This is a genomic window from Vibrio sp. C8 (assembly GCF_054051265.1).
In genome coordinates, this window is the sequence record NZ_JBPAOE010000033.1 from 36,824 (window position 1) to 57,195 (window position 20,372).

General features: G+C 44.8%; 22 protein-coding genes. 14 read left to right on the plus strand and 8 right to left on the minus strand.

Going from position 1 to position 20,372, the window contains the following annotated elements; genetic code table 11:
• Nucleotide 1 precedes the first annotated feature (1 nt).
• Complete coding sequence (gene mlaE / locus ACRQQK_RS14360; protein ID WP_102941118.1) at nt 2-793, minus strand: lipid asymmetry maintenance ABC transporter permease subunit MlaE; 792 nt, start codon at nt 791-793, stop codon at nt 2-4.
• Nucleotides 783-1,586, minus strand: coding sequence for a phospholipid ABC transporter ATP-binding protein MlaF (mlaF, locus tag ACRQQK_RS14365; RefSeq protein ID WP_457512531.1), 804 nt, complete (start codon nt 1,584-1,586; stop codon nt 783-785). Before mlaF ends, mlaE begins: the two co-directional genes overlap by 11 nt.
• Nucleotides 1,587-1,913: 327 nt before the next feature.
• Here mlaF and ACRQQK_RS14370 point away from each other — a divergent pair, with 327 nt between their 5' ends.
• The 12 genes from ACRQQK_RS14370 to mgtE all read left to right on the plus strand — a co-directional run bounded on the left by ACRQQK_RS14370 (nt 1,914) and on the right by mgtE (nt 11,218).
• On the plus strand, nt 1,914-2,879 hold the full coding sequence (locus tag ACRQQK_RS14370) for a calcium/sodium antiporter (protein ID WP_457512533.1): 966 nt from the start codon (nt 1,914-1,916) through the stop codon (nt 2,877-2,879).
• 12 nt (nt 2,880-2,891) lie between these two features.
• Nucleotides 2,892-3,866, plus strand: coding sequence for a KpsF/GutQ family sugar-phosphate isomerase (locus ACRQQK_RS14375; RefSeq protein WP_102962902.1), 975 nt, complete (start codon nt 2,892-2,894; stop codon nt 3,864-3,866).
• Nucleotides 3,866-4,423 carry a 3-deoxy-manno-octulosonate-8-phosphatase KdsC gene (gene kdsC / locus ACRQQK_RS14380; RefSeq protein ID WP_457512536.1) on the plus strand — a complete coding sequence of 186 codons (558 nt, stop codon included), beginning with the start codon at nt 3,866-3,868 and terminating at the stop codon, nt 4,421-4,423. The genes ACRQQK_RS14375 and kdsC overlap by 1 nt, the downstream gene beginning before the upstream one ends.
• Nucleotides 4,420-4,983, plus strand: coding sequence for an LPS export ABC transporter periplasmic protein LptC (lptC, locus tag ACRQQK_RS14385; protein ID WP_457512538.1), 564 nt, complete (start codon nt 4,420-4,422; stop codon nt 4,981-4,983). The genes kdsC and lptC overlap by 4 nt, the downstream gene beginning before the upstream one ends.
• Nucleotides 4,964-5,461: a lipopolysaccharide transport periplasmic protein LptA gene (gene lptA / locus ACRQQK_RS14390; protein ID WP_042485338.1), complete on the plus strand. Its 498-nt coding sequence runs from the start codon at nt 4,964-4,966 to the stop codon at nt 5,459-5,461. Before lptC ends, lptA begins: the two co-directional genes overlap by 20 nt.
• 2 nt (nt 5,462-5,463) lie before the next feature.
• Nucleotides 5,464-6,189, plus strand: coding sequence for an LPS export ABC transporter ATP-binding protein (gene lptB / locus ACRQQK_RS14395; protein WP_042485337.1), 726 nt, complete (start codon nt 5,464-5,466; stop codon nt 6,187-6,189).
• A 43-nt stretch (nt 6,190-6,232) separates the two neighbouring features.
• A complete protein-coding gene (locus ACRQQK_RS14400; protein WP_457512541.1) occupies nt 6,233-7,696 on the plus strand; it encodes an RNA polymerase factor sigma-54 in 1,464 nt (487 codons plus the stop codon).
• A gap of 23 nt (nt 7,697-7,719) precedes the next feature.
• On the plus strand, nt 7,720-8,007 hold the full coding sequence (hpf, locus tag ACRQQK_RS14405; protein WP_457512543.1) for a ribosome hibernation promoting factor: 288 nt from the start codon (nt 7,720-7,722) through the stop codon (nt 8,005-8,007).
• Nucleotides 8,008-8,009: 2 nt separating this feature from the next.
• The gene (ptsN, locus tag ACRQQK_RS14410; RefSeq protein ID WP_042485329.1) at nt 8,010-8,468 is read left to right on the plus strand and encodes a PTS IIA-like nitrogen regulatory protein PtsN; all 459 of its coding nucleotides are present in this window, start codon (nt 8,010-8,012) and stop codon (nt 8,466-8,468) included.
• A gap of 19 nt (nt 8,469-8,487) precedes the next feature.
• Nucleotides 8,488-9,348, plus strand: coding sequence for an RNase adapter RapZ (gene rapZ, locus ACRQQK_RS14415; protein ID WP_102962900.1), 861 nt, complete (start codon nt 8,488-8,490; stop codon nt 9,346-9,348).
• Between the two features lie 10 nt (nt 9,349-9,358).
• Entirely contained in the window at nt 9,359-9,637 is a 279-nt protein-coding gene (locus tag ACRQQK_RS14420; RefSeq protein ID WP_042485320.1) for an HPr family phosphocarrier protein, read from the plus strand.
• A gap of 225 nt (nt 9,638-9,862) precedes the next feature.
• The gene (mgtE, locus tag ACRQQK_RS14425; protein ID WP_457512546.1) at nt 9,863-11,218 is read left to right on the plus strand and encodes a magnesium transporter; all 1,356 of its coding nucleotides are present in this window, start codon (nt 9,863-9,865) and stop codon (nt 11,216-11,218) included.
• 90 nt (nt 11,219-11,308) lie between these two features.
• On the opposite strand, the gene pmbA is transcribed toward mgtE, so the two are convergent.
• Nucleotides 11,309-12,652 (minus strand): metalloprotease PmbA, encoded by a 1,344-nt coding sequence (gene pmbA, locus ACRQQK_RS14430; RefSeq protein ID WP_457512548.1) that lies wholly within the window; start codon nt 12,650-12,652, stop codon nt 11,309-11,311.
• A gap of 120 nt (nt 12,653-12,772) precedes the next feature.
• On the opposite strand from pmbA, the gene yjgA reads away from it, so the two are divergent.
• Nucleotides 12,773-13,303: a ribosome biogenesis factor YjgA gene (yjgA, locus tag ACRQQK_RS14435; RefSeq protein WP_042485309.1), complete on the plus strand. Its 531-nt coding sequence runs from the start codon at nt 12,773-12,775 to the stop codon at nt 13,301-13,303.
• Nucleotides 13,304-13,358: 55 nt separating this feature from the next.
• Here the strand turns inward: yjgA and thiQ are convergent, their stop codons facing one another.
• From thiQ to mpl, 5 genes are all read right to left on the minus strand, one after another.
• The gene (gene thiQ / locus ACRQQK_RS14440) at nt 13,359-14,063 is read right to left on the minus strand and encodes a thiamine ABC transporter ATP-binding protein (RefSeq protein WP_457512551.1); all 705 of its coding nucleotides are present in this window, start codon (nt 14,061-14,063) and stop codon (nt 13,359-13,361) included.
• The gene (gene thiP / locus ACRQQK_RS14445) at nt 14,057-15,655 is read right to left on the minus strand and encodes a thiamine/thiamine pyrophosphate ABC transporter permease ThiP (RefSeq protein ID WP_457512553.1); all 1,599 of its coding nucleotides are present in this window, start codon (nt 15,653-15,655) and stop codon (nt 14,057-14,059) included. Before thiP ends, thiQ begins: the two co-directional genes overlap by 7 nt.
• A gap of 20 nt (nt 15,656-15,675) precedes the next feature.
• Nucleotides 15,676-16,683, minus strand: a complete 1,008-nt coding sequence (gene thiB, locus ACRQQK_RS14450; protein WP_457512555.1) for a thiamine ABC transporter substrate binding subunit — start codon at nt 16,681-16,683, stop codon at nt 15,676-15,678.
• A gap of 372 nt (nt 16,684-17,055) precedes the next feature.
• Nucleotides 17,056-17,676 (minus strand): flavin prenyltransferase UbiX, encoded by a 621-nt coding sequence (locus ACRQQK_RS14455; RefSeq protein ID WP_042485303.1) that lies wholly within the window; start codon nt 17,674-17,676, stop codon nt 17,056-17,058.
• A gap of 14 nt (nt 17,677-17,690) precedes the next feature.
• Nucleotides 17,691-19,049 carry a UDP-N-acetylmuramate:L-alanyl-gamma-D-glutamyl-meso-diaminopimelate ligase gene (mpl, locus tag ACRQQK_RS14460; protein WP_457512557.1) on the minus strand — a complete coding sequence of 453 codons (1,359 nt, stop codon included), beginning with the start codon at nt 19,047-19,049 and terminating at the stop codon, nt 17,691-17,693.
• A gap of 262 nt (nt 19,050-19,311) precedes the next feature.
• Here mpl and fbp point away from each other — a divergent pair, with 262 nt between their 5' ends.
• Complete coding sequence (gene fbp, locus ACRQQK_RS14465) at nt 19,312-20,322, plus strand: class 1 fructose-bisphosphatase (RefSeq protein WP_042485297.1); 1,011 nt, start codon at nt 19,312-19,314, stop codon at nt 20,320-20,322.
• The last annotated feature ends 50 nt before the right edge of the window (nt 20,323-20,372 follow it).

The following is a 20,372-nucleotide window of genomic DNA, read 5'->3' on the forward strand; positions in this document are numbered from 1 at the left end:
ATTAGTTCCCAAACATCAATGCAGTCAATACAAAGTCTAGCCCTAATACCGCTAGAGACGAATGCACAACAGTTCTTGTCGTTGCTCGACTGATCCCTTCCGAAGTTGGAACCGCGTCATACCCATTAAACAGTGAGATCCAAGTGACAGTAATGGCAAACACCACGCACTTAATCAAACTGTTACCAATATCTTCACCCAGTTCCACTGATGCCTGCATCGTGGACCAGAAGCTACCGTGATCGATGCCTTTCCAATCAACACCAACCAACTGACCACCCCATATGCCTACTGCCATAAAAATCATGGCGAGAAGTGGCATAGAAATCAAACCAGCCCATAATCTTGGCGCAATCACACGCTTTAGAGGATCGACGGCCATCATTTCCAAGCTGGAAATTTGTTCTGTGGCTTTCATCAATCCGATTTCAGCCGTCAGTGCAGAGCCCGCTCGACCAGCAAACAAAAGAGCAGTCACCACTGGCCCAAGTTCACGTAATAATGAAAGAGCAACCATTTGACCTAAGCTGGTTTCGGCTCCGTAATCAACAAGAATCACATAGCCTTGCAGACTGAGAACCATACCGATAAACAGCCCCGATACGATAATGATCGCTAAAGATTGAACACCAATGCTGTAGAGCTGTTTAACAAGAAGTGGGAAATTTTTGATGGGATGAGGTCGCCCAAACAGCGCCCCTGAAACCATTAAGCTTGCTCGGCCAAATGATTCACAAATGGCAAAAAAGCGACGCCCTAATTGGCTAACCCGTTGTAATAAATCAGCCAACATGGAAAAGATCCTTTTCGACTGGTTGAACAGGATAACGAAACGGCACAGGGCCATCCGCTTCACCTTTTAAGAATTGTTGAACACGAGGATCTTCAGTTTTATACAAATCTTGTGGGGTACCTTGAGCGATTACTTTACCTTCTGCCAATAAGTACACCCAATCTGCAATGCTCATCACTTCCGGCACATCATGGGAAACAACAACGGAAGTCACACCGAGTGCTTGGTTCAAATTTCGAATCAATTCAACCAATACACCCATAGTGATAGGATCCTGACCAACAAAAGGTTCGTCATACATAATAAGTTCAGGATCGAGAGCAATAGCGCGAGCCAGTGCAGCACGTCTTGCCATACCACCTGAAAGTTCACTAGGCATCAAATAAGCAGCGCCCCGAAGTCCTACCGCTTCAAGCTTCAAAAGCACTAAGGTTCGAATCAAAGACTCATCGAGATCAGTGTGTTCTCGGATAGGGAAAGCGACGTTGTCAAATACGTTAAGATCAGTAAACAGAGCACCAGACTGGAAAAGCATGCTCATTTTCTTACGCGCTTTATATAATTTATTTCGACTTAAGGTTGGAATATTACTGCCATCAAACCAGATTTCCCCTGTTTCAGGATACAGTTGACCACCAATAAGTCGTAAAAGCGTTGTTTTACCAATTCCTGACGGCCCCATGATTGCGGTAATTTTACCTTTAGGAACTTGAAGACTGATGTCATCAAAAATGATTCGGTTAGATCGGGAAAAGGTTAGATTTTTTATAGTGACTAAGTCAGTGTCAGGCATACTGGCTATTCGCTGCTGTAAGATTCTCATCCATGTAATAGGCCATAATAAGCATATTCATCCTAAATTAAAAGCACTGTTCAATTGCTGGTACATTGAAACCAAAATCAGACGTTAGTTCCAGTTTTATCGGTCAATTTATTGATAAATGGCTCATCTTTTCGTTTACATCAAGCGTAGGCGCGTTTTTTCATTACCTCTACATTTGTATACAAATTTGCCCAAGATGAAGAACAATAAATTGGAACTTCGACTTCCCTTTTCCCCATCAAAGCGTCAAAATCGACGGTTAAACATTTTAGTCGCTGATTAAGTATAGGAATCACCATGATCGAAGCAGTTGCGTTTCTAATTGTAGGTCTAATCATTTTAGTTTGGAGTGCCGATAAACTCGTCTTCGGTTCTGCAGCTTTAGCACGCAACTTCGGAATCTCTCCACTAGTCATCGGTATGACAATTCTGGCCATGGGCTCTTCTGCTCCAGAAATGATGGTTTCAGCGACAGCAGCACTTGATGGTAAAACAGATACAGCCGTGGGTAACGTACTCGGCTCCAATATAGCGAACATCGCGCTGATTCTGGGTATTACAGCCTTAATTAAACCACTTGCTATCAGCTCTCCAGTACTTCGCAGAGAATTCCCTCTGATGATTGCAGTGACTTTGTTAGCTGGTGCAATTATGTGGAATAACCACCTAGGCTTTTATGAAGGCGTATTGCTGTTTGTTTTGTTCGGCGTATTCATTCTCGCAATGCTAAAAATCAGCCGCAACGAACAAAGAAATGGCGATCTTCTATTGGAAGAACAGGAATCTGAAATTCCTGACGGTGTGAGTAATCCAAAAGCAGCCATGTGGATCGCGATTGGTTTGATTCTGCTGCCGATCTCTGCAGGTTTACTTGTCGACAATGCTGTAATTATCGCCAAATACTTTGGAATGAGTGATCTTGTGATCGGCTTGACGATTATCGCAGTCGGTACCAGCCTTCCAGAACTTGCCGCTTCTGTTGCGGGAGTTCTAAAAGGTGAAGACGACATGGCGGTAGGTAATATCGTAGGTTCGAACGTATTTAATATTTTGGCTGTAATGGGCATTCCGGGAATCTTAAACCCTTCGGTACTCAGTGAACATGCGATGGGACGAGACTTTTGGGTCATGCTTGGCGTTTCTCTTCTACTCGTGGTGATGGCGTTGGGTAAATCACGCAGCATAAATCGTATTGAAGGTGCGATTCTGTGTGTCACCTTTCTGGCGTACCAAACTTATCTATTTATGAATATGGCAGCGTAATTGGAGCGTAATATGTCTAATAACTTTGACTACCGCAGTGTTGCTCAGCAAGTGCTGACAACGGAAATCGAAGCATTACAGCAGCTAGACCAATACATCAATGACGACTTTGTCCACGCTTGTGAAATGATGCTGGACAACAAAAATGGCAAAGTTGTGGTTATGGGTATTGGTAAATCCGGCCATATTGGTAAAAAAATAGCGGCGACACTAGCCAGTACTGGCACTTCAGCATTTTTTGTTCATCCCGGAGAAGCGTCTCACGGCGATTTGGGTATGATCGAACATGGTGACATCGTTTTAGCAATATCAAACTCAGGAGAGTCAGCTGAAATTCTCTCTCTGTTTCCCGTACTAAAACGATTAAACAACCGCATTATTAGTATGACTGGTAACCCTCAGTCAAACATGGCAAAACTGTCAGATATCCATTTGCAAATTACGGTTCCAAAAGAAGCTTGCCCTCTGGGTTTAGCACCAACATCCAGCACCACAGCAACCTTGGTGATGGGCGATGCATTGGCTGTCGCATTACTGCAAGCTCGCGGATTTACTGCGGAAGACTTTGCACTTTCTCATCCTGGTGGTGCCTTAGGCCGTAAACTGCTAATGAAACTCGCCGACATCATGCATTTCGGTGAAGCTTTGCCAAAAGTAAAACCAACAGCATTGGTTAGAGAAGCGCTGTTAGAAATCAGCCAGAAAGGCTTAGGAATGACAGCGGTAACCGATGAAGACGATCATCTGATCGGCATCTTTACTGATGGCGATTTGCGTCGAATTCTTGATAAACGCATTGATATCCATACCGCAACCATCAGTGAAGTAATGACGAAGAACCCGACTGTGGCTTCTCCAAACTTGCTGGCTGTTGAAGGTTTAAACCTGATGCAGGAAAAACGCATTAACGGCTTAATGCTGGTGGAAGATGGTAAAGTAGTGGGCGCGCTAAACATGCATGACTTGCTTAAAGCTGGGGTGATGTAATGGCTCAGACTATCGAAACGCTTTATGGCGAGGTTGACGCTTCTATTCTTGCTATCGCAAAAGAGATAAAACTGCTAATTTGCGATGTCGATGGTGTGTTTTCCGATGGCTTAGTCTACATGGGCAATAATGGCGAAGAACTAAAGACCTTCCACACCCGTGACGGCTATGGCGTAAAATCACTGATGAATGCGGGAATTGAAGTCGCCATCATCACTGGTCGCCAATCAAAAATCGTGGAAAACCGCATGAATGCGCTTGGTATAAAACTTATTTACCAAGGCCAAGACGATAAAGTGAAAGCGTACAACGATATTTGCCAAAAATTAGCGATAGAACCGCAACATACAGGCTATATTGGTGATGACTTAATCGATTGGCCAGTAATGGAAAAAGTAGCGCTTAAAGTCTGTGTTGCTGACGGGCATCCTCTGCTTGCTAAACGCGCTAACTATGTAACAACAATTAACGGTGGACGTGGCGCAGTACGTGAAGTATGTGATTTGATTCTACAAGCACGTAACGAGTTGGACGTTCATAAAGGCTTAAGTATATGAGTTTGTCTCGTATTCTTTATACGATACTTCTATTTGTCGCTTCATGGTCTGCTTATTACCTGTTCGACAAAGAGCAAACGGCTGACATCCAAGTAGCTCCCAATATGGAACTACCGATGTTTAGCGGAATCAATTTAGATAACGTCTCATACAACGAGAGCGGTGTAAGAAGTTATGTGATCACGTCTACACATTTGGATCACTATGCCAAGAGTGGCAATACCATTTTTGATACTCCGATATTAAAAATCTATCGCGAGGGTACCAATCAAGAGTGGGAGATCACAGCAAAGCGCGGTATTTTAGCTAAAGATAACGTCTTAACGCTGTATGATGATGTTATTGTGAAGAATTTACTCGACGATTCTGGTTTTGATAAGCTCACGACCACAAGAATGAGCATTCATCTCAAGAACCGTGATTTTTGGGCTGATAATCCAGTAGATTTAAACGGTCCGCAATTTGAAACAAATGGACAGGCGATGAAAGGTAACTTTGGTGACCATTCGGCTGTTCTTTATAACCATGTACAAGGTAGATATGAAACTCTCACACCTTAGTCTTATTGCTTGCTTACTGACTTCTGGTCAGGCTCTGGCTCTATCAACCGATAGCCAGCAACCTGTGTACATTGACTCTGACAGCCAACAGTTAGATATGAAAAGTAACCGAGTTACTTTCCTTGGTGATGTAAAGCTGAAACAGGGCAGCATTAATATCAACGCAGATAAGTTGATCGTCATTCGTGATGCAAAAACCGGACAAATTGAAGAAATAGAAGGCTATGGTGACGTAGCGACTTTTTCTCAGCTGACCGACGATGGCAAAACGTTGTACGGTGAAGCAAAAGAACTGTATTACAAAATGGCTGCCGATGAGTTGACCATGGTAGATAAAGCCCTGCTGTCCCAAGACGACAGTGAAATTCGTGGTAACAAAATTCGCTACCAAATTTCATCGCAAAAACTTATTGCTGACGGCAATGGCGGTGGTCGAGTATCCACTGTTCTTCAGCCACAAGCAGCACCAAAAGAATAACTATGGCGATCTTAAAAGCAGAACATTTAGCGAAAAGCTACAAAAAACGAAAAGTCGTCTCTGACGTAAGCCTAAAAGTAGAATCAGGCCAAATTGTTGGGTTACTTGGGCCAAACGGTGCGGGTAAAACAACCTCTTTCTACATGATTGTAGGCTTGGTAGCGCGTGACGAAGGTACCATCAGTATTGATGATAAAGACATCAGTATTTTGCCAATGCACAGTCGTTCTCGTATGGGTATTGGCTATTTGCCACAAGAAGCGTCCATCTTCCGCAAACTCTCAGTGGAAGATAACATCATGGCCGTATTGCAAACACGTGAAGAATTAAGCCGAGAAGAACGCCAAGATAAGCTTGAAGATCTACTCGATGAATTCCACATTCAGCATATCCGAAGCAGTGCAGGTATGGCATTGTCTGGTGGTGAGCGTCGTCGTGTTGAAATTGCCCGCGCTTTGGCAGCGAATCCGCAATTTATTTTGCTGGATGAACCCTTCGCTGGGGTTGACCCAATTTCTGTTATCGACATAAAAAAAATCATTGAACACTTAAGAGATCGAGGACTGGGAGTCCTGATCACTGACCACAACGTTCGAGAAACACTCGATGTATGTGAAAAGGCTTATATTGTAAGTCAAGGGCAGCTCATCGCTGAAGGAACACCGCAAGAAGTGCTGAACAACGAACAAGTTAAGCAGGTATATCTCGGTGAACAATTCCGTCTATGATTAATATCATGGGCAATTCTAACAACAAGGTAGTCGTTACTGAATGAAACCCTCATTACAGCTTAAGTTAGGCCAACAGTTAGCTATGACACCACAGTTGCAGCAAGCCATTCGCTTATTGCAACTGTCAACACTCGATCTGCAGCAAGAGATCCAAGAAGCGTTGGATTCTAATCCTCTATTGGATGTTGAAGAGCCTGGAGATGAACTGTCATCAGTTGAAAGCTTGACGAATAGTCATGAGGAAAAGGACAACAGCGCAGATATCCTAGAGATTGAACCTCAAGACAGTTCTGAACTGATTGAAAAATCTGAAATCAGCGCTGAATTAGAAATCGACACAACTTGGGACGATGTTTACAGCGCCAATACAGGTAGTACAGGTATTGCACTAGATGATGATATGCCAGTGTACCAAGGCGAAACGACACAAACGCTGCAAGACTATCTTTTGTGGCAACTTGACCTCACCCCTTTCAGCGAAAACGACCGTTCTATTGCTCTTGCGTTAATCGATGCGATTGACGATTACGGTTATCTCACCGTTTCTTTAGAAGATATCCAAGAGAATTTCCACAGCGAAGAAATTGAACTAGACGAAGTTGAAGCGGTACGAAAGCGTATTCAACAATTTGATCCGCTCGGTGTTGCTTCTCTAAACCTCCAAGATTGCCTACTCTTGCAATTGGCAACCTATCCTGAAGATACTCCTTGGTTAGACAGTGCCAAACAAATATTGGCTAATCATATCGATCAACTTGGTAATCGCGATTACAAACTCATATTGAAAGAGACTAAACTCAAAGAAGAGGACTTACGCGAAGTGCTTCAACTGATTCAACAGTTGGATCCACGGCCAGGTAGCCGCATTGCCTCAGAGCACGCAGAATACGTCATTCCGGATGTTTCTGTGTACAAAGAGCACGGCAAATGGATTGTTACTATTAATCCAGACAGCGTTCCAAAATTGAAAGTGAACCAGCAGTACGCAAACCTTGGTCGCGGCAATAGTGCAGACAGCAACTATATCCGTACCAATTTGCAAGAGGCTAAATGGTTAATCAAAAGCTTAGAAAGTCGAAACGAGACTTTGCTCAAAGTTGCCAAATGCATAGTTGAACACCAGCGTGATTTCTTTGAATATGGCGAAGAAGCCATGAAGCCGATGGTCCTAAATGACGTCGCTTTAGCCGTGGAGATGCATGAATCAACCATTTCTCGTGTTACGACACAGAAATACATGCATACCCCACGAGGTATATTTGAACTGAAGTACTTTTTCTCTAGTCACGTCAGCACTGACAATGGTGGAGAATGTTCATCTACCGCGATTCGTGCACTGATCAAAAAACTGGTTGCTGCGGAAACCCCAGCAAAACCGTTGAGTGACAGTAAGATCGCGGCTCTACTTGCTGATCAGGGGATTCAGGTCGCAAGACGAACGATTGCGAAATACCGTGAATCTTTGGGAATAGCCCCCTCTAGTCAGCGTAAACGCCTACTTTAAGGCCAAACAGAGAAGGAAAGTCTATGCAAATCAATATCCAAGGCCATCACATTGATCTTACCGATTCAATGCAAGACTATGTTCACTCCAAATTCGAAAAACTAGAACGCTTTTTTGATCATATAAACAGCATTCAAGTGATTTTACGTGTTGAAAAATTGCACCAGATCGCCGAAGCTACGCTCCACATAAATCAAGGGGAAATTCACGCCACTGCGGACAACGAAAATATGTACGCAGCGATAGATGGCCTGGTGGATAAACTCGTTAGACAACTCAACAAGCATAAAGAAAAGCTAAGTAGCCATTAATCATGCAATTAAGCGAAGTACTTTCATTGAGCTGCACAAAAAGTGCAGTTCAATGCTCTAGTAAAAAAAGAGCCCTCGAAATCATCAGCGAAATCGCTGCAGAATACACCGGACAAAATGCAACTGAACTATTCGAATGCATGCTCAGCCGTGAAAAGATGGGCAGTACCGGTATTGGTAATGGCATAGCCATCCCACACGCCCGAATGGCATCAAGTGATAACGCTGTTGCGGTATTACTTCAATGTGAAGAACCTATCGAATTTGATTCTATCGATAACCGTCCTGTTGACCTTCTATTTGCACTGCTTGTTCCTGAAGAACAATGCAAAGAGCATTTGAAAACCCTTTCTTGCATGGCAGAGCGCTTGAACGACAAACAAACGTTAAAACAGCTTCGCAATGCTCAAAGCGACGAAGAGCTGTACAACATAATGGTTCAGCCACCAATGGTTCAATAACCACCCTAAGGTATGCCTTATGCGTTTAATCGTTGTTAGTGGTCAATCTGGCGCAGGAAAAAGCGTTGCGTTAAGAGTTCTGGAAGATTTGGGTTATTACTGCGTTGATAACTTACCAGTGGTGCTATTGGATTCATTTATTCAGTCGGTACAAGGCAGCAAACAAAACGTTGCCGTCAGCATCGACATTCGAAACCTGCCAAAAGAACCGACATTGGTTGAAGATATTCTTCAACAACTCAAGCAAAACAACGATGTGAGCGTATTGTTTCTCGATGCAAGCAAAGAGACGCTACTCAAACGCTACAGCGAAACTCGCCGTATCCATCCCCTTTCACTCAGTGACAAGAAGCCAACATTAGAACAAGCCATCGAGCTTGAAAAACGCTTGTTGGAGCCTCTGAAAGAACAAGCAGATTTACTGTTAGACAGCACAGGTAAATCGCTGCACGATCTGAGTGAAACGGTCAGAATGCGTATCGAAGGCCGAGGTCGCAAAGACCTAGTGATGGTGTTTGAGTCTTTTGGCTTTAAATATGGCTTACCAAGTGATGCGGATTACGTGTTTGACGTTCGCTTTTTACCGAACCCTCATTGGCAGCCTGAGCTTCGCCCGCTAACAGGGTTAGATGCTCCGATTAAATCTTTTTTAGAGAGCCATAAAGAAGTGATTGAACTAAAACAGCAGATTCAGCACTTCTTTGAATATTGGCTCCCGCTGTTAGAAAAAAATAACCGCAGTTACCTAACCATTGCCATTGGTTGTACTGGCGGTAAACACAGATCCGTTTATTTGACGCAACAACTGGGAGAATACTTCTCACTGTTGGGTCATCAAGTACAAATTCGCCATACTTCACTGGAAAAAAATCACTCATAGAGGATGCCCTATGCCGCAATCTAGCCGTACTGTTCTTATCCAGAATCGCCTTGGTTTACACGCACGAGCGGCAGTCAAACTAGTGGAGTTAGCGCAATCCTTCGATGCCATTTTGACCATTCAAAGCCAAGAGGGAAAAGAAGCAACGGCAGACAGTGTGATGGGACTGCTAATGCTGGAATCAGCCCAAGGGCAGAACGTAACCATTTCAGCCGAAGGTTCACAAGCCGAACAAGCCCTCGATGCGGTTTGTCATCTGATTGAAGATAAGTTCGACGAAGACGAATAGCGCGCCACAATGAATATTACCTGGACATGCTCAGGAATATTTAGTCAAAAAATCGATAGGTGAAAACATCTCTATGAGCGCGATGAATAGAATTGCCCTATCCAATGTCAGCGTTCAGTTATAGAGACAAATAATTAATCTTTGCCAGCAAGTTACTATTAAATAAGGCATAGAATTAAGTTACTATGCTGCGCATTGTAACTATTCATTCACGAGGAGGAAGCCATGGCCGAGCAAATCGAGTTTGACCAAGCACATAACACCCTCCAAGAAATCACAGAAGCATTAGAAAATGGTCGCTTCGTCCATGTCCGTAGACAACTACAAGACATGGAACCAGAAGACATTGCACATCTACTTGAAGCCTCGCCTCGCAAAGCACGTAACGTACTGTGGCAACTGACCGATCCTGAAGATTACGGTGAAATTCTTGATGAACTAAACGAAGACGTCAAAGATGCCCTCGTATCGAAAATGGCGCCAGAGAAACTGGCAGAAGCAACCGAAGGCATGGACACAGATGATGTGGCCTACGTTCTTCGTAGCTTACCTGACGATCTCTCTCGTGAAGTTCTCGATCAAATGGACTCCGCTGATCGTCAGCGTGTAGAAACAGCGCTGTCCTACCCTGAAGATACCGCTGGCGGCTTGATGAACACCGACGTTATCACCATCCGTGGTGATGTTGATGTCGATGTTGTATTGCGTTACCTGAGAATGAAAGGTGAACTTCCAGAAGCCACCGATGCTCTTTATGTTATCGACTCGGAAAGCCGTCTGATTGGCCACCTATCGTTAACAGCGCTGCTCACCGCTCAATTAGATGTGTCTGTCAGCGATATTATGGAAGATGCAGACGAAGCGATTAAAGTCGATACCAAAGACTCAGATGTTGCAAGCCTGTTCGAACGTCGTAACTGGGTCTCAGCTCCTGTGGTTGATGAAAACCAACATCTTGTTGGCCGTATCACCATCGATGACGTGGTTGACGTTATCCGTGAAGATGCAGAGCACTCGATGATGAGTATGGCCGGTATGGATGACGACGAAGATACCTTCGCCCCTGTTGTTCAATCCGCTCGTAAACGCAGTATATGGCTTGGTGCGAACGTATTAGCGGCATTAGCTGCCGCTTCTGTATCAAACATGTTTGAAGCCACTTTGGAGCAAATGGCGGCGATTGCCGTGTTGATGACCATTGTGCCGTCGATGGGCGGTGTGGCCGGTAACCAGACCGTCGCACTGGTCATTCGTGGCTTAGCTTTAGGTCACATCGGTGACAGCAACAAACGCGAGTTGTTACTCAAAGAAGCCTCAATCGGATTTCTAAACGGTATCCTTTGGGCGCTGATCATCGGGGCAATAGTAGTCGCATGGAAAGGTGAATGGATGTTGGGCGGCATTATCTCAGCAGCCATGATGACCAATCTGTTCGTAGCTGGCGTCGCAGGTGTAATGATTCCAGTCATACTGAAGAAAATGAACATCGACCCCGCACTGGCTGGTGGTATGGCACTGACCACCATTACCGATGTGGTTGGCTTATCGGTATTTTTAGGTTTAGCTACCCTGTTTATCTGAAAAGTCTACTTATCTAAAAGATCTGTTTATCTGAAAAACAAACATAAAAAAGCGCTGAAATTTCATCAGCGCTTTTTGTTCTCTCAATTTTTATTCACCTGCGACTTTCATCGACTCAAGCAAAATAGAACCCGTCTGGACTTGCGAACGCGTTTCTACATCGCTACCGACAGCCACAATCTGATTGAACATATCTTTCAGATTGCCAGCGATAGTGATTTCCGATACCGGATACTGAATTACACCGTTTTCAACCCAAAAACCCGCCGCACCGCGAGAATAGTCACCAGTGACAACATTCACGCCTTGTCCCATGACTTCTGTTACAAGCAGACCTGTACCAAGCTCTTTCAGCATTTGCTCGAAATTCTGCCCTGTCGATTTCACAAAGCAGTTGTGAATGCCACCAGCATGGCCTGTTGGTGTCATACCCATTTTTCTCGCCGCGTAGCTGGTGAGAAGATAAGTTGAAAGCACACCGTCAGTGATGATTTCTGTATCAACGGTTCTCACCCCTTCACTGTCAAACGGACTCGACGCAAGGCCTCGCAGAATATGAGGGCGTTCTGAAACGTTAAACCAGCTAGGAAGAATTTGTTTACCTAAGTGATCCAGTAAGAATGATGACTTACGGTATAGATTGCCGCCGCTGATGGCCATCACTAAGTGACCAAGCAGTCCCGTAGCCACATCGGCTGCAAACATCACAGGCAACTTGCCAGTTTTCAATTTTTGCGCATCGAGTCGGCTTACGGTTTTCTCAGCCGCGTCTTTACCTACGACTTCTGGAGACCACAAATCATCGCAATGACGAGCCACGGTGTAGCTGTAGTCGCGTTCCATCTCACCATTTTTGCCTTCACCAATCACACAACAACTAATGCTGTGACGACTGGACGCATAACTACCCAGCAGACCATGACTGTTTCCGTACACTTTAACTCCGTAATGGCTGTCATAACTTGCACCATCACTTTGTTTGATTCTCTCGCTAACATTCAGTGCTGCTTGTTCAGCGGCTATAGCAATCTTCGCTGCACTGTCTGGATCTATCGCATTTGGGTGAAACAGATCTAAATCAGGGATCTCTTTTACCATAAGCTCTTTAGGCGCTGGTCCAGCGAATGGATCTTCCGACGTGTATTTCGCGATATCTAAAGCAGCCATTACCGTTTGCTGAATCGCTTTTTCACTCAAATCAGAGGTTGAGGCGCTGCCTTTACGTTGTCCACGATATACAGTGATACCTAAAGCTCCATCACTATTAAATTCAACATTCTCTACTTCGCACATGCGAGTAGAAACACTTAAGCCAGTGCTCTTGGTAATGGCAACTTCAGCGGCATCTGCACTGGCTGATGCCATCTCTAGCGCTTTCGCAACTGCGGCTTCAAGTTCGGTGCGCTGCATAGCGACTTGCTGTTTTACATCCATATCTCATCCAACTATTGAGCTTTCGAAATAATTACTTAGCTATAGAGTAACAAGAATTTCGCTTTCTCCCCACGATTCTTGCTAAAATAGCTGACATATACACCTCAATAGTTGAAGAAAATGGCACGTAAAAACCAAAAAGCTCCTTGGGAAGAAGAAGAGGAGATCATTTGGGTTAGTAAAACCGAAATGAAAAATGACATGACTGCGCTGCAAAAGCTCGGTGAAGAACTGGTTGGTTTGAAATCATCACAGTTATCAAAAATACCGATGCCTGAAGATTTGCTACTGGCAATCAAAGATGCGCAACGTTTCAACATGGAAGCTAGACGTCGTCAACTGCAATACATCGGTAAAATGATGCGTACTATCGATCCTGAGCCAATCCAAGCGGCGCTGGACAAATTACGCAACAAACACTCACAGAATACAGCGGTATTACACAAGCTTGAACAGATGCGTGACCGTATCGTTGAGCAAGGTGATGATGCTATTAACGACGCAATGGTTTTATATCCAGAAATGGATCGCCAACGCTTACGTCAACTTGCTCGCCAAGCGAAGAAAGAGAAAGAAGCGAATAAACCACCAAAAGCGTCTCGTGAAATCTTCCAAGTATTGAAAGAACATAACGACGCATCAATTTTGTAACGCGATTTCTTGCATTAAAAAAGCCTCACCAATTTTTATTGTGTGAGGCTTTTTATTATTCTCCTGCTCTGACGAAGTCACTGAGCAATGGATGTGGATGCGAAGATGACAACGCATCAACTTCATCAAACACTTGTACCTGCCCCTCAGCCAGAAATGCAAAATGTGAAGCTATCGCTTTAGCATCACTCAGATGGTGAGTCACCATCACCACGGTAATGTTGCGCTCTGTTGCTAAGCGTTTGACTAAGCTTAGCATCTCCTCTCGTAGCAGAGGATCCAACGCTGAAAACGGTTCATCAAGCAGCCATACGTGATGCGACTGAACAAAACATCGAGCAAGAGCCACTCTTTGACGCTGACCACCAGAAAGACTTTGAGGCAGACGACTCATGAACTCCTCTACCCCTACCTGTTTTGCTGCAATATCTACTTGTTCTTTTTGCTGTTCGGTTAACTTCAGGCTTGGCTTCAAACCCAACGCGATGTTTTCTCGTACCGTTAAATGGGCAAACAAGTTGTGCTCTTGGAACAACATTGAGAATGGGCGCTGATAGGGCTCTTTACCCAAAAGTGACTCGCCTGCAACACTCACGTTTCCACTGTTCGGCGCGATGAATCCAGCCACCAAACTGAGCAAAGTCGATTTGCCTGCGCCACTTGGTCCCATCAAAGAAACAATCGCGCCTTGAGGGATAGTCAAACAAAACTCAAACCACTCATTTTGATATTCATAGCGTACGTTTTCTAAAACTAACATTCACGACCTCTGGAAGAATGAGCAATAAAGAGTTTTTCGATCACAACAAAGCAGCCGACACTCATAAGTAACAAAGTGAGTGACACCACCGCAGCAGACTCCATTTGATAACTACCGAGTAGCTGGAATAAATACAGCGGCAAAGTTCGGAAATCTTGGCTGCCAAATAAAGCTATAGCGCTGAGATCACCCATAGAGAGCAAAAAGCTGATTGCAAACGCATGCGCCATCGGCTTACTCAACGCTTTTGCTTCAATTAATCTAATTCGATGCCAGCCGCGAATACCCAACGACGCGCAAAGAAACTGATACTGTTGCTCAATATGCAGCATGGGCTGAGCCAGTGTTTTTAACACGTAAGGCAAAGCCATCAGAGCATTCACCGCCACGACGACCCAAAATGCAAAACTGAACGCATCGGTAAAACTGCGCAGCAACAAAAATAACCCAGTGCTAACGACTAATCCCGGAGTAACAAGAATGATGGTTCCGGTTAGTTCAAGCGTGGTCGCTTTTGCTGTTTGATATCGAATACGCCAAAAACGGGTTGTCATCAGAATAGCAATCCCCGCCACCAAAGCGAATGAAGACGCAAGAACCGCCACCTGTATGGATGCAGAAAACGCATGCCAGAATTTGCTATCGTTCAATACAGTAAAAGCCTGCCCATTAATACCACTAATCACCACCATAAAGAGCGGCGGTACCACAAGTAGAATAACGAACAGTATCCAGAACCCGTCCCAACAGCGCGCCTTGGTTGAATCTCTGCTAACCACATTGTGAGTTGCCACATTACCCGCAGTTACGGCTACTGGCTTGGCGAGTTTCTGAATCGATAAATACAAAACGCTGCAAAGAATGATCTGCCATAGCGCTAATAGAGCACCGGCTTGCAGGTCGAAATCAAACTTGATCGCTTGGTAGATGGCGAGTTCAATAGTGGTCGATTTTGGTCCTCCCCCGAGCGCCATCACAGTGGCAAAGCTGGTGAAACACAGCATAAAAACCAAACCACAAACATGGGGTAATTGCTGACGAATTCGTGGCCACTCCACCCAACGGAATTTATGCCAGTGGCTCATCCCCAAATGTGCGCACAACTTATGCTGCTCTTCTGGAATGGATTCTAATGCTTGCAGTAACAAACGACTGGCGTAAGGAAGGTTAAAGAAAAAATGTGCCAGCAAAATGCCGTTCAATCCGTAGATAGAAAAAGGCAGGTTCAGTTCAAACCAACTCAGTACCTCCGCCAGTAATCCACTGTTGCCGTATATTGCTAACAGACCAAACACACCCACCAGCACTGGAAGCACCAGTGTTGTGGCAAACAGTTTGATCAGCAGGCTTCTCCCCCAGAATCGCCGTCTGTATAGCGCATGGGCAACCGGAACCGCGAAGCCGACACTGAGCAACATCGATAGGCTGGCTTGATAAAAGCTAAACTGAGTGACGTGGCGATAATACGGATCCTGCCAGACCTGAGCGAAGTTCAGGCTAGGTGCATGAAGAAGTAACGCGCACAATGCAGAAATGACAAAGGTCGCGACCAGTATCGCGACCCCAATGCCTATTTTAGGTACAGAGTTCAAACTCGCTTAAACCTTAGACGTTAAAAAGTTAAGGCGTTTTGCCATTCACGAACCCAAGCTTTACGCTCTTTTGCCACTTCGTCTGCGGTGAAAGTTAACGATTTTTGCGGTACTGAAAGTGAATCAAACCCTTCTGGCAGTTCCGTGTTTGTCACCGGATACATCCAGTTTCCCGTTGGAATCACAGACTGAAAATCATTGCTTAGAATAAAGTTCATAAACTCATCAGCGAGTTTTTGATGCTGGCTGGTTTTCACCTTCGCAGCCACTTCAACTTGCATATAATGGCCTTCAGAGAAGTCTGCCGTTGCAAAGCGAGCATCATTTTCAGCAATCAGGTGGTATGCAGGAGAAGTAGTGTAGGAAAGAACTAAGTCCGACTCGCCTTTCAAGAACATAGAATAAGACTCAGACCAACCTTTAGTCACTGTAACCGTTTTCTTCGCTAAGCTCTTCCATGCTTCTGTTGCGTTGTCGCCATAAACAGACTTCATCCAAAGCAACAGGCCTTGACCCGGTGTCGAAGTACGTGGGTCTTGATAAATCACTTTCAGATCATCACGGCTTTCAACCAGTTCTTTTAGGCTTTTCGGTGGATTGGCCAATTTTTCTTTGTTGTAAACAAAAGCAAAGTAGCCATAGTCGTAAGGAACGAAAGTATCATCGCTCCAGCCGTTCGGCACTTGAAGTGATGTTGTATCTACTGCATGTGGTGCTAACAAACCGGTTTGTTTTGCTTCGACCATAAGATTGTTATCTAAACCTAGTACGATATCCGCTTTGGTTTTATCACCTTCTAGACGTAGACGGTTTAAAATAGACACGCCGTCATCCAGAGCGACAAAATTCAAATCACAGCCACATTGTGCTTCAAATGCTTTTTCAATAGCAGGACCAGGCCCCCACTCAGCAGCAAATGAGTCATAGGTATAGACAGTTAGGGTGTTATCGGCAGCGAAAGCTGTACTAGATGATGTTGCAATAAAAGATAAAGTTGCCAAAGCAATGGCAGAAAATTTGGTGTTCAAGGCTCGCTCTCCTCAGAGCTGACAGGCTTGAGGGAGGACAGGAATAATCAGATGTTTGATTATCACATTCCCAACTCAATTCCTACGCCAGCATTATCTGGTTCAGGTAAATACCACTATTGAAATAATAATGGACTGCGGGTCCCAAGCTCTGCTTGATCTCAGCGCCATTCATCTGGTGAATGGTTAGCCCCCCGTGAGTAAAGTGGATTGTAAATGTAAACGAAAATAGATGCTACTTATACTCTTTCTACTTGAAGCTGCAGCGGTGTTGGCTGCGTTCGTTCACCCCAATCACATAGTTTATCTATGTTCATGGGAATTCACTTACTTGCCGCCTACCTGCAACTCCAAGTAGTTTGAGTATCTACGTTAACTACGTTGATCATACCCCCAGCGCGGTACAAGAGTTTGCTCAATGCCCAGATGATCCAATATACGAGCGACCATAAAATCAACCAGATCATCAATCGATTTAGGCTGATGATAGAAACCCGGAGCAGCAGGCATAATCGTGACGCCCATTTGCGAAAGCTTATGCATGTTCTCCAGATGCAAGGTAGAAAATGGCGTTTCTCGCACCACCAGCAGAAGCTGACCACGTTCTTTCATCACCACGTCCGCAGCACGCTCAATAAGATTGTCAGACATACCGTGAGCAATAGCGGCCACACTACCTGTAGAACAAGGACAAACGATCATCTGTTTTGGTGCCGCAGAGCCTGACGCGACAGGAGAGAACCAATCTTCCTTGCCACAAACAATCAACTTCTCAGCATCGCACTGAAGATGTTCGACTAGTGCCGCTTTCGCTGCATCAGGACCACTTGGGAGCTTAAGATCATGCTCTGTCGCTAACACCACGCGAGCCGCTGACGAGATCAATAGATACACGGTGTAATCCGCTGCGAGCAGACATTGCAGCAGACGCAGTCCATATGGCGCACCAGATGCCCCCGTCCACGCTAAGGTAATCGCTTTGCTTTGGTTCATATTGTTCTCATATTCTACTGTTTAGCTTTGAGTGCTGTGAGTAACTTATCGTGAATACCATTAAAGCCACCGTTACTCATCACCAGAATCTGATCGCTGGCTTGCGCTTCAGAACAGATCATTGCAACGAATTCATCAATATTATCGCTGACCTTAGCCGGTTGTGCACACTGCTCAGCCACATCCTGAACAGACCAAGGAATCGTGGCTGGCTGGAACAAATAAACCGAATCTGCCGCATGAAGTGACTGAGCCAAGGTTTCTTTATGCACACCCAGCTTCATTGTCGCTGAACGAGGTTCCAATACCGCGATGATCTTCTTATCACCCACTTTATTACGTAGGCCGTCCAAGGTCAGTTCTATCGCCGTTGGGTGGTGAGCAAAATCGTCGTACACAGTAACACCGGCTTCTTCGCCTTTTAGCTCTAGACGGCGTTTGGTGTTAACAAAAGACCCCAAGGCTTCACAAGCCAGATCAGGCGTCACACCCACATGACGTGCCGCAGCGACAGCCATCAGAGCATTGCTGACGTTGTGATCGCCCACTAAATCCCACTTAACTGTACCAACTCGTGTATTTTTAAACACAATATGGAATTGAGAGCCATCTTTAGTGATTTTTTCTGCTTGCCAGTCAGCATTGTCACCACTGAACTCAGTTTCACTCCAACAACCACGCTGTAAAACATCTTGTAATGCTTCATCTTGCATTGGTGCGAAGATACGACCGTTGCCCGGCACAGTTCTGACTAAATGATGGAATTGACGCTTGATCGCTTCAAGATTGTCGAAGATATCTGCATGATCGAACTCCAAATTATTCATCACCAATGTTCTAGGATGGTAATGAACAAACTTAGAACGCTTATCGAAAAAAGCACTGTCATATTCATCAGCTTCCACGACAAAAAATATGCTTTCGCCCAAACGCGCTGAAATACCGAAATTACCCAGTACTCCGCCAACCAAAAAACCCGGTTGGTAGCCACAGTGCTCAAGCACCCATGTCAGCATGCTAGACGTGGTCGTTTTTCCGTGTGTTCCTGAAACAGCCAGTACCCAACGGTCATGCAAAAGAAACTCTTGTAGCCACTGCGGTCCTGAAACATAACGCAAATTGTTGTTCAACACATATTCAACACACGGATTGCCACGACTCATCGCGTTACCAATCACCACCAAGTCAGGCTTAGGCTCAAACTGGGCAGTATCAAAACCTTCAATAATTTCGATCCCTTGCGACTCAAGCATGGTGCTCATTGGCGGATAAACATTGGCATCGCTACCGGTAACTTTATGACCTAACTGACGAGCCAACATCGCAACGCCACCCATGAATGTGCCACAAATTCCTAAGATATGAATATGCATAGAGCTTAATCTCTTCACGCTTTAGTGTATTGGCTCCCATTATCCTCATTCGCATCGTAAAAGCGAGCATCGAAGATCAGAGCAATGTAATTTGTAATAAGTCGACATAAAAAATGAGATATCAAGCAGTTAGTTCAGTACCCGTAAAAAGATAAAAGACCTAAACTCTTTGCGGGCGCGCGTGTCAAAAAAGGTTCCAACAGAGAACACCTCACAGCCCCACTAAAAAATCCCCCCGAAAATATAGTGTTAAGGAAATAACATGTCTGAGATGCGCACCCTTGGTGAGTTCATTGTTGAGAAACAACACGACTTTCCCCATGCAAGTGGTGAACTATCGTCCCTACTGGCTTCTATTCGTCTTGCCGCGAAGATTGTAAACCGTGAAATCAACAAGGCTGGCCTTGCTGATATCACAGGTGCATCTGGTCAGGATAATGTTCAAGGTGAAGAGCAGCAAAAACTGGATGTTTATGCCAACGACAAATTTAAAGCCGCGCTTGAAGCGCGTGACCAAGTTTGTGGCGTAGCCAGTGAAGAGGAAGATGAAGCTGTAGCCTTTAATAAAGACCTCAACAAAAATGCGAAATACGTTGTCTTGATGGATCCGCTTGATGGCTCGTCAAACATTGATGTGAACGTTTCCGTTGGTACAATTTTCTCCATTTATCGTCGTATTTCTCCGGTCGGTGCTCCACCGACAGCAGAAGACTTCTTACAACCGGGCCACAAACAAGTTGCCGCAGGTTATGTGATTTACGGCTCTTCGACCATGTTGGTTTACACCACAGGTAACGGTGTCAATGGCTTTACCTATGACCCTTCAATTGGTTCTTTCTGTTTATCGCATGAAAACATGCGTATTCCAGAAAGCGGTAAGATTTACTCGATTAACGAGGGTAACTACATCCGCTTCCCGACTGGCGTGAAGAAATACATAAAATTCTGCCAAGAGAATGTACCTGAAGATAATCGTCCTTATACATCACGTTATATAGGCTCTTTGGTTGCTGACTTCCACCGCAATCTGCTGAAAGGCGGCATCTATATGTACCCGAGCACAGAGAGCCATCCAAATGGCAAGTTACGTCTTCTGTACGAGTGCAACCCAATGGCATTTTTGATGGAACAGGCTGGCGGCATCGCCTCTGATGGTAAGAATCGTATTCTTGATATCAAACCAACCGAACTGCACCAACGTGTGCCTTTCTTTGTTGGTAGCCCAACCATGGTCGACAAAGTCGAAGAGTTCTTAGAGAACTACCCAGACTAAGAACTCTTCTTATGAACAGTTATAACTGACTGACGAGAAAGCGCCTTACA

Bases quoted from the DNA above. Each gene is read 5' to 3' on its own strand.
- mlaE (WP_102941118.1), bottom strand. From the start codon at position 793: ATGTTGGCTGATTTATTACAACGGGTTAGCCAATTAGGGCGTCGCTTT.
- thiQ (WP_457512551.1), bottom strand. From the start codon at position 14,063: ATGTTAGTTTTAGAAAACGTACGCTATGAATATCAAAATGAGTGGTTT.
- ptsN (WP_042485329.1), top strand. From the start codon at position 8,010: ATGCAATTAAGCGAAGTACTTTCATTGAGCTGCACAAAAAGTGCAGTT.
- ACRQQK_RS14420 (WP_042485320.1), top strand. From the start codon at position 9,359: ATGCCGCAATCTAGCCGTACTGTTCTTATCCAGAATCGCCTTGGTTTA.
- yjgA (WP_042485309.1), top strand. From the start codon at position 12,773: ATGGCACGTAAAAACCAAAAAGCTCCTTGGGAAGAAGAAGAGGAGATC.
- rapZ (WP_102962900.1), top strand. From the start codon at position 8,488: ATGCGTTTAATCGTTGTTAGTGGTCAATCTGGCGCAGGAAAAAGCGTT.
- fbp (WP_042485297.1), top strand. From the start codon at position 19,312: ATGTCTGAGATGCGCACCCTTGGTGAGTTCATTGTTGAGAAACAACAC.
- lptC (WP_457512538.1), top strand. From the start codon at position 4,420: ATGAGTTTGTCTCGTATTCTTTATACGATACTTCTATTTGTCGCTTCA.
- mgtE (WP_457512546.1), top strand. From the start codon at position 9,863: ATGGCCGAGCAAATCGAGTTTGACCAAGCACATAACACCCTCCAAGAA.
- ACRQQK_RS14455 (WP_042485303.1), bottom strand. From the start codon at position 17,676: ATGAACCAAAGCAAAGCGATTACCTTAGCGTGGACGGGGGCATCTGGT.
- ACRQQK_RS14375 (WP_102962902.1), top strand. From the start codon at position 2,892: ATGTCTAATAACTTTGACTACCGCAGTGTTGCTCAGCAAGTGCTGACA.
- mpl (WP_457512557.1), bottom strand. From the start codon at position 19,049: ATGCATATTCATATCTTAGGAATTTGTGGCACATTCATGGGTGGCGTT.
- mlaF (WP_457512531.1), bottom strand. From the start codon at position 1,586: ATGCCTGACACTGACTTAGTCACTATAAAAAATCTAACCTTTTCCCGA.
- hpf (WP_457512543.1), top strand. From the start codon at position 7,720: ATGCAAATCAATATCCAAGGCCATCACATTGATCTTACCGATTCAATG.
- kdsC (WP_457512536.1), top strand. From the start codon at position 3,866: ATGGCTCAGACTATCGAAACGCTTTATGGCGAGGTTGACGCTTCTATT.
- lptA (WP_042485338.1), top strand. From the start codon at position 4,964: ATGAAACTCTCACACCTTAGTCTTATTGCTTGCTTACTGACTTCTGGT.
- lptB (WP_042485337.1), top strand. From the start codon at position 5,464: ATGGCGATCTTAAAAGCAGAACATTTAGCGAAAAGCTACAAAAAACGA.
- ACRQQK_RS14370 (WP_457512533.1), top strand. From the start codon at position 1,914: ATGATCGAAGCAGTTGCGTTTCTAATTGTAGGTCTAATCATTTTAGTT.
- pmbA (WP_457512548.1), bottom strand. From the start codon at position 12,652: ATGGATGTAAAACAGCAAGTCGCTATGCAGCGCACCGAACTTGAAGCC.
- ACRQQK_RS14400 (WP_457512541.1), top strand. From the start codon at position 6,233: ATGAAACCCTCATTACAGCTTAAGTTAGGCCAACAGTTAGCTATGACA.